This is a genomic window from Pseudomonas sp. GM50, assembly GCF_000282375.1.
Lineage (GTDB): Bacteria > Pseudomonadota > Gammaproteobacteria > Pseudomonadales > Pseudomonadaceae > Aquipseudomonas.
Window position 1 is genome coordinate 43465 of the sequence record NZ_AKJK01000076.1, and the last position, 17997, is coordinate 61461.

A 17997-nucleotide genomic window follows, 5' to 3' on the forward strand; every position below is an offset into this window, starting at 1 on the left:
TTGAAAAAGCGATTGGGCGATGTACCCCTCAAGAAACTGAAGTTACTTGAGGGGGGCGCGTGTGCCTGAGTTTCAAGAGTTAATCCAATAGGGACATTATGAATTATGAGTGAATTGATGCAGTTGCCCGATACCGGGAAAGATTTTGTCACGGCTGTCGGTCTATCCGGATTCTCCGGTGACCTCGGTGAGTTTGCAGGCAGTGGAGAACACGCCGCACTCAACCGGTATTACAAGGCTGCGAGTGAAAGTGATCGGCTGTCTGATCAATTGGCGCCGGCAAAGTTGTTCCTGGAAACGCTTGCCTCGCTGATCCGGCAAAAAACCGGGTCGATGACCGACACGCTTCGCAAAGCCAATGCCGACACTAAAGCTTATGTGGCCAGGATCGAAAAGACGGTAGCAATACTTGCCAAAGTCCATCCGCCGGTGCCGAAAAACATGCATTTCGTCTGGGTGGGTGGCGCTCTGTTCGGGGATAACCAGCGCGACTACTTCAATATCTGGAAGCAAGTGTTGAGCAAAGACGGACATACCTTGAATCTTTGGTATGACCCTGACGCGCTGATGGCTTTTGATACCAACCGGATCATTACTCAGGCTGCCAAGGCGCATGCGATGGAGTCGGGCGGGGCGGACCTGACCCGGCTCAAGGATCTATTTGAACTCGTCGAAAGTCGTGTGGTGGTCTTGCGACGGCAAATGTTCGAGCACGTCAACGCCGTTCAACAACGTGGTGGCAAAGGTGACGATGCGCGCATAGATTTGCTGGTCAACGCCTATGGGCAGGATCGGGTCACGCTTGAAGGCGCGAGGGCACGATACCTGGAGAGTCACTTGGCGATGGCGGGGGAGCACGTTCGGGTACGCGATGCCCGCGCGGCATTCAGCTCTCACTTTCTGTGGGACGTCTATGAGCGTGAAGTGTCGTTTCGCGGGAATCTGGCCGCCGCTTCGGATGTGATTCGACTTCAGGCGGAAACCCTGGAGGGCGGCACTTACAGTGACCTGGACTATCTGCCGCCATTGGTAGAAGAGTTGGGCGGTGTAGACATCAGCAAGTATTCCTTCAGTCAAAAGTTGGGTGTCTTGCAATTGTTGCTCAATGGTAATCCTGCCTTGATGCCCAAACGTGACAAAAATCGGTACAAGAGTCAGATAGGGTCAATACCCGTCGAAGATCGGGAAGCTTTAGTCAAGTTTTCAGAAAGCAGTCCTGGCGTGCTTGATATTTTTGCCGCGACTAAGGGACTGACCGTTCCACAAGAAGGTGTTCGTTTGGGAACGGCGTTGGGCAACAAAGAGATGAACGCTTTCATCATGGCCCATCCTGAGTCCGGGATGATTCATTCGATCATGAAGCGCATCCGTAGCAATTACGACTTGCTGCTCGATGTGGAACAGAAAATCATCAACACTGGTGGTCATTGGGATAGCGGTTTGGCCGGGCAGTTCGCTCAAGAAATACTTCAGCGGGAAAGTGAGCTGACACACCGTCCCCTGGACTATACGAATCCGAACATCCCCAAACTGCTCGACGCCATAGGTAATTACCATCGCGACGGAATCTATCCCCAGGCCGGTGGGACGATTCTCTTGACCGGGCCCGGCGCTGCCATTTGGGGGATGGACGATTTTATACAAGCCCACTGCGTTCCGGACACTATGGCGCAGCTGAAAGATCAGCTGAAACTCGACACCGGATACAACCGTGCAACGGAAGAAGAGACCATTAGCGGGTGGGTCGACAATGTCACAGAACTAGATGAGTGGGTATCGAAAGAACAGCAGAACTGGCGCGATGGCAAATACAAGGCCCGATACACCGGCAATCTTGCGGATTTGCTGAAGGGGCAGACCCTGACCTTCAACCAAGGCTGGCCGGTGATCGAAGGCAAACCCGTGTTGCTGACATCGGTGCTGCAACAGCTGCTTGATGATCTGGGCGAACCCTTCATGCGCGCGATGAATAAAAAGTTTATCGGCGACATCACGTTCAAAGATCGCATCGCCCTCGACTTTGAGACGCGGCAGCAAATCCTGGCGCAACCTGCCAGCACACTTCCTGAATCAATAGACGCCGAGTCGCTTGGCAACATGAACGAGGCATTGGAGCGTATCGCTGGCGGCAAGTTGTCTGCGGAGCAGTTGAACCCGCTGCACCGTGTCGTGTTTGGCGGCCTGTTCGGTGCATCCACTCTGGATCAGGAGGGGTTCGCACCTGCCTGGAAGGAGACGGTCGCCCTAGCCGAAAGCACTCAGGATCGCGGGCTTTTCGCACGTTACGAATTGATCGAGCAGACCCTGTTCAATCGGCGACCGGCGATGTTCGAAGCCGGGCACAATGCCTCACCTCTGTCCGGGCAGGTGCTAGAAAACTCGCAGATATTGAAGGTACGGGCTCTTGCTGAACCGTTGAGTGTGCGGCAGTGGGGGGAGCACGTCCAGAGGATCGAAACGGCGACCAGGAACGAATACCGGGCGAAGATTCTGCAGGAAGGGCATTTAGTCCGCGAACGGTTTTTCCAGGCCGGGGCCGACGCTGTCAAACAGTTGCCGCAGGAGCTGCTGGTACGCGGAAGTGGTGATCCGGGCCGGCATTGTTATCCCCTGGCGTTGGTCATGGCCGCGGCGCTTGAAAGTGGCAACACGGCAGAGCGGGCGTTGGTCGGTAAACTGGCCATTGCCAACCTCGCGCCTGACGCCGCTGAAACCCATGCGTTGTTTCATGTTCTGGATGAGTTGCGCGGCATTCCCATGTCGCAATTCGGCGAAAAAACGGCGGCTGTGAATTTGAGCGCGATCATGCAGGCACTGGAAGCGAAAACCTCCACCGCCAGCTTGATGCTCAACACTGGCAATCACTCGATGCTGGTGAGCAAGGTCGTGGAGCAGGGGGAGACATCCTATCGATTTTATGACCCCAATTTCGGCCTGTGTGCCTTCAGGCGGGCAGAGGATTTGCAGCAAGGCATCAACAACTATTTGCAGGATAAAGATATTGCCAGGGATTATGGCCTCGGCGAGATGTCGAATCCGGCTTTCGATGTGATCGACCTCAATGGTTCGAGCATTGCCGAGAAGACTTTGCCTTCGCGGGTGACTGTCGGCGATTTACTGAGGCGCAAGCAGATGGCCGGCGGACGGTCAATCGAGCCTTGGCAGCATCACGCGGCATTACGTGCCCGTTCATTGTCGGAAAATGCCCGGCTGGGTGATGGCCTGGCTCGGCTGGACGCCCGGGGTTGGGCGCGGCAGATCGAAAGCGCCACCATTCGCTTGCAGGCAGAGCATCAGTTGAGTCGTGACTTTGTGCCGGTCTTTGAGTCATTGAAGACCGGTGCGACAGGCCAGCGTGAAATTACCCTGGTCAATGCCAGGGACGCCGGTCAGACCCGCAGAGTCGTGACCAATGACCTGCTTCTGGACACCATCAAGTCTCACCTGACAGACATTTACCGGACGCTGTCGGTTAAAGCGCCCCGCCCTGGTGTGGTTGATCCGACCGATGTGGGGGCCGTTCATACGCTCAACGCCGGATTCGCCATTCAAGCCCTGTTGTTCGCTCTGAAGGATCGGGAGTCCGCCGACGGTGGGACGACGGCATTGACGTCTGCGGTGCGCCTGCATGGCTATCTGTCCTATGCACAACTGACCCATGGCCTCGTGGTGGATGTTGTGGAACTGATCAATCTGGTGCGTATCGCGTTCACCGACAGTCTATTGGTCGCCAGAACCACCTCCTCGGTGGTGATCAATGCCCTGGGGCATGTGGCCAATGAGGGGGTGGGCAATATTCTTCAACTGGCGGCGGTCGGCTTCGATATTTATCTGCTGGCCAATGCCGAGAATGAGGCTCAGATTGCCCAGTTCGCAACCCAGCTGGCGTTCGATTCCGCAGGCCTGGTGGCGGGGCTTGGCGGGCTTGGCGCCTCCCTGGTCGGTGCCGGTACTGCGGCTGCGTTTCTGGGCGGGGCGAGTGTCATCCTGGGGGGGCTGGCGGTCGGCATCGGCGCGTTGGTCGAAGGTTTCAGCGGAATACTGGAGCGGGCCCGTCAGGTCGGCCAATATTTGAATCTGATTGAGCAGGGTTATCGCAGCGGCGGGTTTTCGCGGATTGACGATGCGCTGTGTATCAGCCCCTATGTCGTCGTCACACATCTGGACCTTGACGCACGGCTACTGCGTTACGGCGGCATGCTGAACATTTACGCGGCCATCCCCCATGCATTGCATCCGCCGCAGGGCAACCCGGATCGGTCATTGTCGATCAGCATCCGTGAGTCACTCGGCTATGCATACGAAAGTGCGATTCCCGATGCCGCAGACTTTGATGTCGTCGTGCTCCCGTGCATGCCGCATTGCTACTTCGGATTCGACTATAAGGCATCGCCGTTTTCGACCACCCGCAGGGAGCATTTTGAAACGGCGCTGAAACTCGAGAACGACAGTGCAGGGGAGCGCCAGTTCTGGTTCAGTTTCTACAGGTTTCCGACCGAGTATGTGCTGCATCAACTGGTACCCAATTATTCGCAGACGTTGATCAACGTAGTACTGGATCGCAGAAACCGTTTTCTCCACGTGCCGAAATTGCCAAGAGAGCTGCACAATTTTCTGTCCTACGAAATTCTGGGGCAGGGAGGGCAATGCACGGTAATGCTGGCCGAAGGTGTGCGGGCGATCACGCTGATAAAGCACGATGATGCGCCGTCGATGTCCTGGGCATTGAGTGCAACCTGGCTGGCTGAGAGCGACGTGAAAATTGAAGGGGCTCGTGTGCAGTTGGGCGCGATCCAGGTCCATGTCCCTGACAAGTCGCCTTTACTTGTGCAACTGGACAAGCAGTCGTATCAAGTGGACTGGGAGCGGGGGAGCCTGCTCATCTCCGAGATATCGATCGGCTCGGGCGATAATGCTTCCGCTGCACAGGCGTCCCTCCGCGAGCACGCGCGTTCCCTGCGTCTGGCTGGTCGCTATACGGGTGTCCGGGATTTTCCTGTCCCCTACAGCGATCCCCTCGAACCGGTTTACACCACGGCCCAATACGACCGCAACGAAGACCGTTTCCTGTTTGTCCGTGGCCTGGATCCGGCCTATCAGAAAGCCGCTTGCCTGGGCGCCATTGTCGACAAGTACGCATACTACTATGTCCCCGACGAAGTTCTGATCTGGCGCACGGATGTGGCCACCGGGCAGGTCAACCGGATTTACCGGTTGATGGATCCAGTGCCGGGCTCAAGGATTTCGGCCTTCCAGGAACTGGAGGGAGGATTGATACGGATCGTTCAGAAAGTCGTGCTGCGTAACGGTCGTGACATGAAGATGACTTACCTGCTCGGCGCAAATGACCTCTCGCTGTTTTCGGTCATTGGCCCACTGACCGAGGGCCAGAAGGCATTGCTGCAACGCAAGAACACGGTCTCTCTTGCGTATTTCTTCTGGGATTACGAATTGATGGTACGCGACGAGAAACTCGCGCCTTTCGATGCAGTGAGTGTCGTGGATTATCAATGCGCCCCGCTGACTTCGATCACCTATTGGCATGACGATTCTCGCAATCCCATCAATCTCTGGTTGCGACGCGATGACGGGCTCGTGATTCGGCCGAACGTGGAGGCGGGCTCAGGCAATCTGACTTTACTTAACACCCAGGACGCCGACGGCGATACGTTCCTGTTCTTTGATCAGCTCCATCGCAGTCTCTACCGACAGCGGGTGACGACGCAGAACGACGAGCCATCCGCGCCAGCAGCAAAGATTCTGCCTCACGAGGTGGTCGAGGTGTTTTTCCAGGAGCAGCGTCACATTGCGCTCACCCGGAACGGGATGCTGTATCAACTGAGCAGGACTGATGAGTCGCAGCTGGTTGCGCTGAACAAGGATTGGCTGGCACAGGCTGCATCGGCCGCCGGTGACGGTTTTGAATGGCACACGAGCGTTGTGGCACTTGCCGAAGAGACGGCTACCGACGGTTTTGAAGTGTCTGGTGTGCTGAATGTCCCCGGCAATGCGTTCCTGCGTGTCTGGTGCCTGGAGCGACGCATGTTGATTGCCGATATGAGTGCGGGTCAATCCGTACAGCTATTGGCGCAGACCCCAGACAAAAAGGCTGCATGGTTATGGGATCCGGCCTCGGGGCAGGTCTATCGCCAGCCCTTCATGGAGCCCGAAGCGTTTACGGCGGCCTTTGCCAATGGCACGCGCCTGTTGCATCGAGACCGGTTGCCGGCAATGCAGCGGGTGGCTGCGCAATGGTCTTTCACCCGGATCGCACCCGAAGGCGCGGGATTGCGTGGCTTGACCCGAGAGCATGTGTGGGTCGAGCTGTTTGAAGGTGACGCGCCTCGTATCGTCGGTGTGGAAAGCGATTTCTTCTTTGGTCTTGGCACCCGGCAGGAGCGGGAAAACAAGCTGCTCCAGTTGATTGCCGGCCGCTCCTGCGCGCCCGTTTTGACCGCGGGCAGATTCGATGATCTCTTTGCCTGGTATGACACAGGTGCCAAGCGCCTCTACTACTCGACCGTACAGACCAATGGGCATTGGCCTGCTTATCTGGGCGCGCGCGATGGCGAAATTGCGCTACTGCACAATACCGTCACGCGTGAAGTGTTCAGTAACAGAAACGGTGCGTGGCTGGTGCCGGACCATGATGTCTGGATGCATGCAGGCATGGTGAGTCGAACGGCCCAGGTGATGACGATCCAGACCCGGGACAACATCGAGGACTTGCTGATGCTGATTCCGGACGGTGTCACCACACTGGTGCTGGGACTCGAAGGCCAGATGACATGCCAGATCTCAGAAGCCGCCTGGTTACGGCTCGACTGCCTGATTATCGACTTCCATCAGTCAGCGTCCCGACAGCGTCAATTGCTCGTGCAACTGCCGCCTATGGATCACTGGCGGATCACGTTGGCCGAGGGGCATCTGTTGCTGACCGATCCAGATGACGGGCGCAGCCTGATTTTTCGAAATGTCGAATCCGCTGGAGCGGTATCGCGGGAGACGTTTAATCTGCTGATCAATGTTTCCGGCGATCAGCTGTTCGTCACCCTTGAGGAGCTGATGCTGGACCTGGAGCAGGGTGTCAGTCTTGATCTGGTGAAACTGCTGGAGAAGGCACTCAAGACGTAGTCCCGTAAGCGGACAATCTGTCTCCAAGGGGCTACGGCAGGCTGCGGGATTGATCCCCCGCAGCCTTTTTCATGAGGCACTGGCGCCAGGTACGAGATAGCCCTTCACCCCGGTAAAAATAATCTGCGCCGCCAGTGCGCAGACAAACAATCCCATCAAACGGCTGACGATCTGCAGGCCTTGATCGCCCAGAATCCGTTCTATCCGGTTGGACAGATAAAGCACCACGCCGACCGTGAAACTGGCCAGCGCAATGCTGAGGATTGCGGTGAGTTTGTCGTCCCAATGCGGTTGGCTGACGCCCATCACCAGCAGAGCACCGATAGTGCCGGGACCGACGGTAAGCGGAATGGTCAGCGGGACAATGGTCACGTCCTGCTGCACATTGTCGGTCTGTACCGCTGACTTGCCCTGGGCCATGCCCAGCGCCGAGATGAACAGCACACTGCCTGCACCGATGCGAAACGCGTCCACGGTGATGCCGAAAACACTGAAAATGACCCGTCCGAACAGGTACAGCAAGACGCTGGAAACCAGCGTGGCGGTTGCCACTTTCCAGGCCAGGCGTCGCTGCTCTTTACGTGAATAGCCGCGGGTCAGGCTGATGAAGCAGGACAATACGAAGAATGGGCTGTAGAGCACCAGCATCTTCAGGTAAACGCTGAACAACACGTGGAGCATGGCAAGCTCACTGGCGAGGGAAGTCGTGGGGAGTCTATCAGGCGCTACAAGGTCTGTCGGCTCGCTCAATTCGTGCCCGTCCTCGCCGTGCTGCCGGGCGCCTTTCAATTAATGCACACCGGCATGACCGCGCGGCCACTCTTGCATCAATGCGGGCGGACATCAAATGTTGTTCTTCATCAATTGAGTGGTCTGATTTTTTCTTGTTAGTGTGTTGGATCAAGAAGTCTTCTGTGGACAAGATTGAGCATATCAAGAAATCAAAAAATGCCAGGTAGGCAGGAGTTTTAAATGGACTATGAGTTGAAAGGAAATACCGAAACGATTGCGCCGAATAACAGTGCCTCGGTTTTAGATAACAGTTTGTTGGGTTTTGGTGGTGAACTTTCCGAAATGGATAAACAGTTCATAAAAAACAGTGTTAGATATGCAAAAGCCCGCGCGAACAAAAAATACAATAGCGTCAAACAGGCTGCTGACTGGTTCGAATATTACTCAGGAGTACTCTGGTCTATCGGTTGGGGGCTTGATCGGCCACTGGTGGAAGTAATCGACAGGAAATTTTCCGGAAGTGTCACGGAGGCGTATCTGGATGTCATGTCCAAGAAGGTCGGGCGTCATAAGGCTGCGACCCTTGCAAACGCTTTAAATATGCTGGGGCACGACGATGTGTTGAAAGATTCCTTCGCCGCAAGAGTGAAAGAGTCCGGTGAGCTTGAGATTTTGCCCGTCGAGCTTAACCCGGATGGCACGTTGGGAATATTCTTGAGTCATGTACGTCTTCTTAAACTTGACTGGTCTACTGGTTTTTGGAGTGTCGGACTCTCGATGGCACAACTGGATATCAGGGTGCGAGAGTTTACTATTCGGCAACGAGACATCGAAAAAAAACGCCAGGCATTGCAGGACGCACTGGATGAGTTGGAAGATCAGGATTTTATCGATCTGATATCGCGCAACTGATCAAGCTGAGCCTGCCCGGTGCCACCCACTAGGTGACGTGTGGTAGGGGTGTTTAATTGTTTGTTTGTGCGTTGTAATTATTTGTATGTGTTCGTTGTTTGAGGTTTTTAAGTTGGTCTTGATAGTATTGTTTCTGAGTCGGGTTGGCTCATATTAATAACAAAGGAATGTTGAAGAATGAATCAAGTTGCTGTTTTAAATGATGCGGAGCAGTCGGAACTAATTACTGGCCTGATCAAGCAATATCCTGCCTCTCAGGCAAAATCGCGTATGGCGAATTTTTCGGCGAAGTCGGGGTCGAGCCTGATTGACCTGGACAATATTCAAACGGTGGTCGATGGGCCTAATATTGTCAGTTTGTTGGAAGGCATGACTCGCCGCAACAAAAAAGTTACGCTCAATACTTATCGGTTTGCCGAGATCATGGCCACCAACCGGTACCCTGAAAAAAACCAGATGGAGGAGCGATTTCAGTTTTTGGTGCAAGTTCTTACATCGTTGAAGTGGACCAAAATTGTCCAGGTTTCCAAGGAGTATGAAAAGAAAACGCAAAGTCTGACCATGGCGAATGTAGTAGTCGATATTGTTGGCAGTATCGTCAAGGGCGTCGCCGGAGGAGTCGGTATCCCCTCTCTGGTTTCCGATACCCTTGGCTCTCTCAACAAGGACGAAAAAGCGCTCACCCTTTTCAATCGTTCTGTAGAGAAAGACAAGGGGCGCCGTTTTGGAATAGCCTCCGGCGTACAAGACAAGGAAGGTTACGTAAACATGGCTGTTGCGGCTGTCAATTACTCCTCGGAGCCTGGCAAGGACGGTGGCGTGCTGTTCTTTGAATGGAAAAGTTCTGAAATCAAAGTCTACCAGGACACTGCGTACATGGTCATCCATGAGGAAGATTATCCCGCGAAAAGGGAGGAGATGGTAAACGCCTACCTGGATGAACTGGATGAGCGAGCGTTCCAGGCCATTTTAGCCGGTAAGTAATAATGGAGCCGGAGGCATTTGCCTCCGGTTTTTTTTGAGCCCAAGAAGTAACGCTTATGTTGAATTTAAACTACGACATGTTTGTTATTGGCGGAAGCATTTTGTTGCTGTCGCATGAACTGAATCAGAGCGTACGGGGTGATGTGCTCGATTCGACTTTATATATGCAACTTGCCTCGGCGGCCAAGCTTCCTTCATTGACCGAGTATGTGCAGTGGTGGGGGCTGTATCGCTCGCAACTTAATCAGTTTGGCTGGGCGCGTCTTCAGGATTTCGGCGGTTCGTTCAAACCTGATTCAAAGCAGCCGTGCCAGACGATAAGTAAAATAGTGGCATCCAAAGTCAGTCTTTATCTTTCCAGTCCTTATGTCGACGCCATTGACCGTGCGCTGGTCGAATTGTCCAGACTACCGCCACAGAGTGCGGTGCGCACTCAACTGCGCCAGTATTCGGTCGCTGAGGATCAGGCCTCGAAGCTGACCAGAGTCCGATTGCAGGTCAGTATTGTCCTGGCGGGTACGCGGTTAATCTGTTTGACCTTCAGTTTCGAAACCCGTGAAACGCTCCCGAACTCAATCATTGAGCACATCTTTCGAACAAACGATATCGTCGGTGAGATCGAGTTCAACGGTTGTATTTCGGTGCTGGATTCGACGGCCTTTGAGCCGTGGCGCAAGAGAATTGCTATGGCAGTTGCACCTGCTCGTGAGGAGCTTGTAAAGGCCGTGCAATCGCTAAAAACCAATGAGTAGGCAGTTGTTTTGGGTGTTCAATCCCTGATACCTGCAAAAATGATCTGCGCTGTCTAGGCGCAAACCAATATCTGTCGATTCACGACGGTTGAGTCGTGGCGCGATTCTGCTGATCGCGCTGGGCAACCCAATGCTCGATCAGGTCGCGCAGCTGTGACAACTCGACCGGTTTGGCCATGTGCCCGTCCATGCCGGCCTGGCGCGCGCGCTCTTTGTGCTCGGCAAGGATGTGTGCGGTCAACGCCACCACGGGGGTGCGTATCCGCTGATTGCCAACTTCCCAGGCACGCAGTTGCTGGGTGGCGGAGAAACCGTCGAGGATCGGCATTTCACAGTCCATCAGCACCAGGTCGTAGCGCTGGGCCTTCATCGCCATCAGCGCTTCTTCGCCATTGCTGGCGGTGTCCGGTTGCAGGTTGAGCTTGCCCAGCATGCCGCGTATGACCTTGGTCGAGATGTTGTTGTCTTCGGCTACCAGGATGCGGAAATCGCTGGGTACCTTGACCGGAAGGGTCGGGCCGGTAGGCAGGTGCTGCGAGACGGGCAGGCCTTTGTTGCGCTGGTTCAGCTCGTCCGCCAGCGTGGTCTTGAGGGTATAGCCGGCCACCGGTTTGGCGAGAATGCGCTTGATCCCGCAATTACGCGCGATGATCTTGCTCGGGGCATTGCTGATACCGGTGAGCATGATCAATAGAATGTCATGGTTCAGGCTCGGGTCTTCCTTGATCTTGGCGGCCAGTTGCATGCCGGTCATGCCGGGCATGTTCTGGTCCAGCAGGACCACGTCGAAGTAATCGCGCAAGTGGGCCTTGGTGCGCAGCAGCGCCAGGGCCTCCTTGCCGGATGGTACGGCACTGACGTTCATGCCCCAGGCGCTGCACTGCTGCACCAGCACCTTGCGACAGGTGTCGTTGTCGTCCACGACCAGTACGCGTGCGCCTTGCAGCGGGCCGTCCAGGTCCGAGGTCGGATGTTCGAGACGGTCCGGGTCCAGTGGCAGGGTCAGCCATAATGTGCTGCCCTGGTTGGCGCCGCTTTTGATGCCGAATTCACCCTGCATCAAACGGATCAGCTGACGGGCGATGACCAGCCCAAGATTACCCCCCAGGCTGGTGGCCGAGAGAAAGTGCTTGCTGTGCAGTTCGGCATGCATCAACGCGTCACGTTCTTCCGCCTCCATGGGCTGGCCGCTGTCTTGCACAGCGATGCGCAGCCGCGGTTTGGCGCTGCGTTCATCCAGGGCGACAACGATCAGGATCTCGCCTTCGTCGGTCTTCTTCAGAGCGTTTTCCAGCAGGCTCAGCAGGGTCTGGCGCAGGCGCGTTGGATCTCCGCTGATGACGCGTGGTACCTGTGGCTGGATAAAGCTGATCAGCTCGACGTTCTGCTGTTCGGCCTTGGCGCGGAAGATGCTCAGGCAGTCTTCAATCAGGGCGTTGAGGTCGAACTGCACGTCGTCCAGTTCGATCTGCCCGGACTCGAGTTTGGAGATGTCGAGAATTTCGTTGATCAGGGTCAGCAGCTCGTTGCCGGCGCTGTGGATGGTCTGTACATAGTCGCGTTGCTTGACCGACAGCGGTGTGCCCAGCAGCAGTTCGGTCATGCCCAGCACGCCATTCATCGGGGTGCGGATTTCGTGGCTGATTTTTGCCAGAAATTCGGCTTTGGCGTTGATCTCGGCGTTGCTGGCGGCCAGGTCGCGACTGACGCTGAAACGGTCTTCGGTGATGCTGCGCTGTCGCTCGCCCAAGGCAACACTCATCAACAGGCCGCTGATACAGATAAACACCAGCAGAATGATGATCAGGCCTTGCGGCGCGACAAGGGTCAGCCCCTGCAGCGCCGGCAGGATAATCAGTGTGCCGAGGTTGAATACCACCATGGCCGCCACGAACAGGCGCGCCGGGCGATAACCTTTTTGCCAGTGATGGACACTGACGAACAACATACTCAGGCCAGCCAGGGCAACCAGCACGTACGTGATGAGGTTCAGCGGCAGCGTGTTGACGAACAACAACAGCAGACCGCAGACCACGATGAACAAGATGTCGCCCAGCAGCAGCTTGTTCAGTGGGTGTGGGCCGAGCGGGGCGAAGAAACGGTAGGCGAACATCAGGCCGCAAGGTGCGGTCAGCAACAGGGCGAGGTAGGCTCCGGGTGTCTGCACGGCGTGCCAGTTCGGTAACCATGGGCCGGCCAGATTCAGCAGCAACACCAGGCTGAGCAGCAACAATACTTCGCACGCCGCCAGCCAGAGGCAGCTGCGAGAGCGGGTATAGGCATAACGGGTCAGGTTATGCAGGATCAGCATTGCGATGCAGCCAAAGAGCAGCCCGTAGATCAGCGTCAGGTTCTGAGTGGCCGCGGTCATGACCGCCGATTGCAGGGTGATGTAAGGCCGCAACTGGTGTTCGGAGACCAGCCGCAAGTAGACGTCGAGGGTTTTGTCGCTTTGTGGCAACGGCAACATGAAGTCGCTGCTGGGGAGTGGGCGCCTGGTCTGGAGCTGCCCGGTACCGGTATTCAATTGATCAATCAGTTCGTCGCCGTCGAGCACATACAGATTGAGGTGCGACAGGTCCGGTGCGAACACTCGCAGCAACTGTTCGTGTTTGCCGGGCGCGAGCCTGAAGCGCAGCCATAGTGCACCGTCGGGCGCGGCCGCGGTGAGGCGGTCGAGTTCGATGGGGCTGAATTGATTGGTGTAGCGGCTGGAGCGGATGTCGCTTAGCTGCAGGTCGCCCTGTTCGTCGAGCAATACTGCCCAGCCACTGCCTTGCGCGGCTTGGGCCGGGAGCATGCAGAGCAAGGTCAGCAGAGTGACGGTGAAGCCTATGGCAATCCTGAGCCAGCGCACGGCGAAATCCCTTCGTAGGTTGATGCCAGAGTATAACTATGCGCGGCGCCGGAATAGTCAGGCAAGGGCCGCAAGCCCTTGCCTGGCCGAATGGATGGCTTATTCCTGATTTTCGCCACGCTCGCGGGCAATGGCGCGGTAGCCAATGTCCTTGCGGTAGAAGCAGCCTTCCCAGTCGATTTTAGCCGCCAGTTTGTAAGCCTGCTGCTGGGCTGCGTCGACGCTGGTGCCCATGGCGGTTGCGCACAGCACCCGACCACCGGCAGTCACCACCTGACCGTCCTTGAGCGCAGTGCCGGCGTGGAAGACTTTGCCTTCCAGTGTCGCGGCTGCATCCAGGCCGTTGATGGCAACGCCTTTGACGTAGTCACCCGGGTAACCGCCAGCGGCCAGTACGATGCCGACGCTCGGACGTGGATCCCATTGCGCTTCGACCTTGTCCAGAGCTTGCGCCAGCGCCGCTTCGACCAGCAACACCAGGCTCGACTGCAAACGCAGCATCACCGGTTGGGTCTCAGGATCGCCGAAACGGCAATTGAACTCGATGACTTTTGGGTTACCAGCCTTGTCGATCATCAGGCCGGCATAGAGGAAACCGGTGTAAATGTTCCCTTCCTCGGCCATGCCACGCACGGTCGGCCAGATCACCAGGTCCATGACCCGCTGATGGACTTCGGCCGTGACGACCGGGGCCGGGGAGTAAGCGCCCATGCCGCCGGTGTTCGGGCCGGTATCGCCGTCGCCGACGCGTTTGTGGTCCTGGCTGGTGGCCATCGGCAATACGTTCTTGCCGTCGACCATGACGATGAAGCTGGCTTCTTCGCCGTCCAGGAATTCTTCGATCACCACGCGAGAGCCGGCGTCGCCAAACGCGTTGCCTGCGAGCATGTCGCGCACCGCGTCTTCGGCTTCGCCCAGGGTCATGGCGACGATCACGCCTTTACCGGCGGCCAGGCCATCGGCCTTGATCACGATCGGTGCGCCTTTTTCACGCAGATAAGCCAGTGCTGGCTCGATCTCGGTAAAGTTCTGGTAGTCGGCGGTCGGGATCTTGTGGCGCGCCAGGAAGTCCTTGGTGAAGGCTTTCGAACCTTCCAGCTGAGCAGCGCCCGCGGTCGGGCCGAAGCAATCCAGGCCACGGGAGCGGAACAGATCGACGACACCGGCGACCAGCGGCACTTCCGGGCCGACGATGGTCAGGGAAACGTTCTTCTCGGCAAAGTCAGCCAGTTGTTCAAGCGCCAACACGTCGATAGCGACGTTCTCGCACTTGGCTTCAATGGCGGTGCCGGCGTTGCCCGGGGCAACGAAAACTTTCTGCACGCGCGGATCCTGAGCCACTTTCCAGGCTAGGGCGTGTTCACGGCCACCGCTGCCAATGATCAAAACATTCATTTCAAAAAACCTCGGATGACGCTAATTCTGTGGGGGCAGCCTGGGCTGCCTGGCTAACGGTACGCGGCATCCGCCGCTGCACCAAACCTGTAGGAGCGAGGCTTGCCCGCGAAGGGATCGCCGCGGTGCATCAGCCAGACCGAGGTGAGGCCTTCGCGGGCAAGCCTCGCTCCTACAAGAGCAAGAAATCAGTGACGGAAGTGGCGCATGCCAGTAAAGACCATGGCGATGCCGGCTTCATCAGCAGCAGCAATCACTTCGTTATCACGCATCGAGCCGCCTGGCTGGATCACCGCAGTGATACCAACCTTGGCCGCGTTGTCCAGGCCGTCGCGGAATGGGAAGAACGCGTCGGAGGCCATCACCGAGCCTGCCACTTGCAAACCAGCATGTTCAGCCTTGATCGCAGCAATGCGCGCGGAGTTCACGCGGCTCATCTGGCCGGCGCCGACACCGATGGTCTGACGGTTCTTGGCGTAGACGATGGCGTTGGACTTCACGTACTTGGCGACTTTCCAGGCGAAGATCAGGTCGTTGATTTCCTGTTCGGTCGGCGCGCGCTTGGTCACCACTTTCAGGTCTTCGCTGCCAATCATGCCGATATCGCGGCTCTGCACCAGCAAACCACCGTTAACGCGCTTGTAGTCCCAAGCCGGAGCTCGGTCAGCCGACCACTCGCCACAGGCCAGCAGGCGTACGTTGGCTTTCGCAGCAACGATGGCGCGAGCTTCTTCACTGACGGACGGGGCGATAATCACTTCGACGAACTGACGCTCGACGATGGCCTTGGCGGTTTCAGCATCCAGCTCACGGTTGAACGCGATGATGCCGCCGAACGCCGATTCGGTGTCGGTGGCGTAGGCCAGTTCGTAAGCCTGACGGATGCCGCCTTCGGCGTCCGGGCTCACGGCCACGCCGCACGGGTTGGCATGCTTGACGATCACGCAGGCCGGTTTGACGAAGCTCTTCACGCATTCCAGCGCGGCGTCGGTGTCGGCCACGTTGTTGAACGACAGCTCTTTGCCTTGCAGTTGGGTCGCGGTAGCAATGCCCACTTCGGCTGGCTTGGCTTCAACGTAGAACGCCGCGCTCTGGTGCGGGTTCTCGCCGTAGCGCATTTCCTGAGCCTTGACGAACTGGCTGTTGAAGGTGCGCGGGAATTCGCTGCGACCTTCGGTGCTGAGGGTTTCAGCCGCCTGGTTCACGGTGCCCATGTAGTTGGCGATCATGCCGTCGTAGGCGGCGGTGTGTTCGAAGGCCTTGAGCATCAGGTCGAAACGCTGAGCGTAGGTCAGGCCGCCGGCCTTGAGGCTTTCCAGGACGTTGGCGTAATCGCTGGCATTCACCACGATGGCTACGTCTTTGTGGTTCTTGGCTGCCGAGCGAACCATGGTCGGGCCGCCGATATCGATGTTCTCGATCGCGGTTGGCAGGTCGCAGCCTGGCTTGTTGATGGTGGCTTCGAACGGGTACAGGTTGACCGCAACCAGATCGATCGGCTTGATGCCGTGCTCGTTCATGATGGCGTCGTCGATACCGCGACGACCGAGGATCCCTCCGTGGATTTTCGGGTGCAGGGTTTTCACCCGACCGTCCATCATTTCTGCGAAACCGGTGTAATCCGCGACTTCCACTGCGGCAACGCCGTTGTCGCGCAGCAGCTTGAACGTTCCGCCGGTGGAGAGGATCTCGACGCCCAGGGCTTCGAGCTCCTTGGCGAATTCAAGGATCCCGGTCTTGTCGGAAACGCTGATCAAAGCGCGGCGGATCGGCAGGCGGGTAGTCTGGTCGGTCATTTCAATTTCCATCAAAAGCAAGGGAAGTCAGCAAAAAAGGCGACCGGTTTTACGCGGGCGCCTTTCTGGTTTGATTGAATGCTTACAGCAAATCGTACTGCTTGAGTTTCTTGCGCAGGGTGCCCCGGTTCAGCCCGAGCAGCTCACTGGCCTTGGTCTGGTTGCCCTTGACGTAGTTCATCACGCATTCGAGCAGGGGAGCCTCGACTTCGGAGAGCACCAGGTTGTACACATCCGTGACGGCAGCGCCCTCAAGGTGGGCGAAATAATTGTGCAGCGCCTTCTCGACACTCCCGCGAAGGGTCTGGCCTTCTTCGCTCGGCGTATTGAGGTGCTGTTTCAAATTCACGTTGTCGCTCACGGGTGTTGTTCCACTCACTAAAGTCTCGGTCATCATCGTCATGCAGCCACCCCTTCTCCGTCCCCTGTCAGGCTCTTGTAGCGTTCGGCGAAGAAGGCCCGAACGTAGGCGCATTGTGCTTCCGTATCTTCCAAACGATTGAAGTGGGCGCGGAACTCCCTGGCGCCCGGCAAGGTTGCGAGATACCAGCCCACATGCTTGCGAGCTATGCGCACGCCCATGACGTCGCCATAGAAGGCATGCAGCGCGGCCAGATGCTCAAGCAGAATACGTTCCACCTCGATCAGTTCCGGTGCCGGGAGCTTTTCGCCGGTACGCAGATAATGGTCGATTTCACGAAAAATCCATGGCTGCCCCTGGGCAGCCCGACCCACCAACAGGCCATCGGCACCGGTCGCGTCGAGCACGTATCGGGCCTTCTCGGGCGAATCGATATCGCCGTTGGCGAAGACCGGAATCGACACCGCCTGCTTGATCGCGGCAATGGTGTCGTACTCGGCTTCACCGGTGTACAGATCGGCACGGGTGCGGCCATGCACCGCCAACGCCGTAATGCCTGCCTGTTCGGCGATTTTCGCCACGGTCAGGCCGTTCTTGTTCGCCCGGTCCCAGCCGGTGCGGATCTTCAGGGTGACCGGCACATCGACTGCGGCCACCACGGCCTGCAGGATCTCGGTCACCAATGCTTCATCTTTCAACAGCGCGGAGCCGGCGGCCTTATTGCAGACCTTCTTCGCCGGACAGCCCATGTTGATATCAATAATCTGTGCGCCCAGTTCGACGTTGGCCCGGGCTGCATCCGCCAGCATCTGCGCATCGCCACCGGCGATCTGTACCGAGCGGGGCTCGGGATCGCCTTCGTGGATCATGCGCATCCGCGATTTGCGGGTGTTCCACAAGCTCATGTCGCTGGTGACCATTTCCGAGACTACAAGGCCCGCGCCCAGTCGCTTGCACAGCTGACGAAAGGGCTGGTCGGTGACACCCGCCATGGGGGCGAGAATCAAGCCGTTGTGCAATGTATATGGACCGATGCGTACCGCCGACATAGGACTTCCCTGTTGTGGGGCCGGA

The 17997-nt window shown here is 57.1% G+C and carries 10 protein-coding genes; 4 read left to right on the top strand and 6 right to left on the bottom strand.

The features are described from left to right. Positions 1 to 105 precede the first annotated feature (105 nt). On the top strand, positions 106 to 7134 hold the full coding sequence (locus PMI30_RS11105) for a TcdA/TcdB pore-forming domain-containing protein (protein ID WP_157173032.1): 7029 nt from the start codon (positions 106 to 108) through the stop codon (positions 7132 to 7134). A 69-nt stretch (positions 7135 to 7203) separates the two neighbouring features. Here PMI30_RS11105 and PMI30_RS11100 read toward each other — a convergent pair whose 3' ends face one another. Then, positions 7204 to 7815 (bottom strand): MarC family protein, encoded by a 612-nt coding sequence (locus tag PMI30_RS11100; RefSeq protein ID WP_008011223.1) that lies wholly within the window; start codon positions 7813 to 7815, stop codon positions 7204 to 7206. A gap of 291 nt (positions 7816 to 8106) precedes the next feature. Between PMI30_RS11100 and PMI30_RS11095 the strand changes: the two genes are divergently transcribed. The 3 genes from PMI30_RS11095 (at position 8107) to PMI30_RS11085 (ending at position 10514) form a co-directional block, all read left to right on the top strand. Further along, positions 8107 to 8778, top strand: a complete 672-nt coding sequence (locus PMI30_RS11095; RefSeq protein WP_008011225.1) for a hypothetical protein — start codon at positions 8107 to 8109, stop codon at positions 8776 to 8778. Between the two features lie 177 nt (positions 8779 to 8955). Beyond that, a complete protein-coding gene (locus PMI30_RS11090; protein WP_008011226.1) occupies positions 8956 to 9762 on the top strand; it encodes a hypothetical protein in 807 nt (268 codons plus the stop codon). 56 nt (positions 9763 to 9818) lie between these two features. After that, on the top strand, positions 9819 to 10514 hold the full coding sequence (locus PMI30_RS11085; RefSeq protein WP_008011229.1) for a hypothetical protein: 696 nt from the start codon (positions 9819 to 9821) through the stop codon (positions 10512 to 10514). Between the two features lie 79 nt (positions 10515 to 10593). Here the strand turns inward: PMI30_RS11085 and PMI30_RS11080 are convergent, their stop codons facing one another. From PMI30_RS11080 to dusB, 5 genes are all read right to left on the bottom strand, one after another. Further along, complete coding sequence (locus tag PMI30_RS11080; protein ID WP_008011230.1) at positions 10594 to 13371, bottom strand: hybrid sensor histidine kinase/response regulator; 2778 nt, start codon at positions 13369 to 13371, stop codon at positions 10594 to 10596. Between the two features lie 99 nt (positions 13372 to 13470). Further along, positions 13471 to 14766, bottom strand: coding sequence for a phosphoribosylamine--glycine ligase (purD, locus tag PMI30_RS11075; protein WP_008011232.1), 1296 nt, complete (start codon positions 14764 to 14766; stop codon positions 13471 to 13473). Between the two features lie 188 nt (positions 14767 to 14954). Then, a complete protein-coding gene (purH, locus tag PMI30_RS11070; protein WP_008011234.1) occupies positions 14955 to 16562 on the bottom strand; it encodes a bifunctional phosphoribosylaminoimidazolecarboxamide formyltransferase/IMP cyclohydrolase in 1608 nt (535 codons plus the stop codon). Positions 16563 to 16644: 82 nt separating this feature from the next. Then, on the bottom strand, positions 16645 to 16965 hold the full coding sequence (gene fis, locus PMI30_RS11065) for a DNA-binding transcriptional regulator Fis (RefSeq protein ID WP_007907419.1): 321 nt from the start codon (positions 16963 to 16965) through the stop codon (positions 16645 to 16647). Beyond that, entirely contained in the window at positions 16962 to 17972 is a 1011-nt protein-coding gene (gene dusB, locus PMI30_RS11060) for a tRNA dihydrouridine synthase DusB (RefSeq protein WP_007907421.1), read from the bottom strand. The genes fis and dusB overlap by 4 nt, the downstream gene beginning before the upstream one ends. Positions 17973 to 17997: the final 25 nt, after the last annotated feature.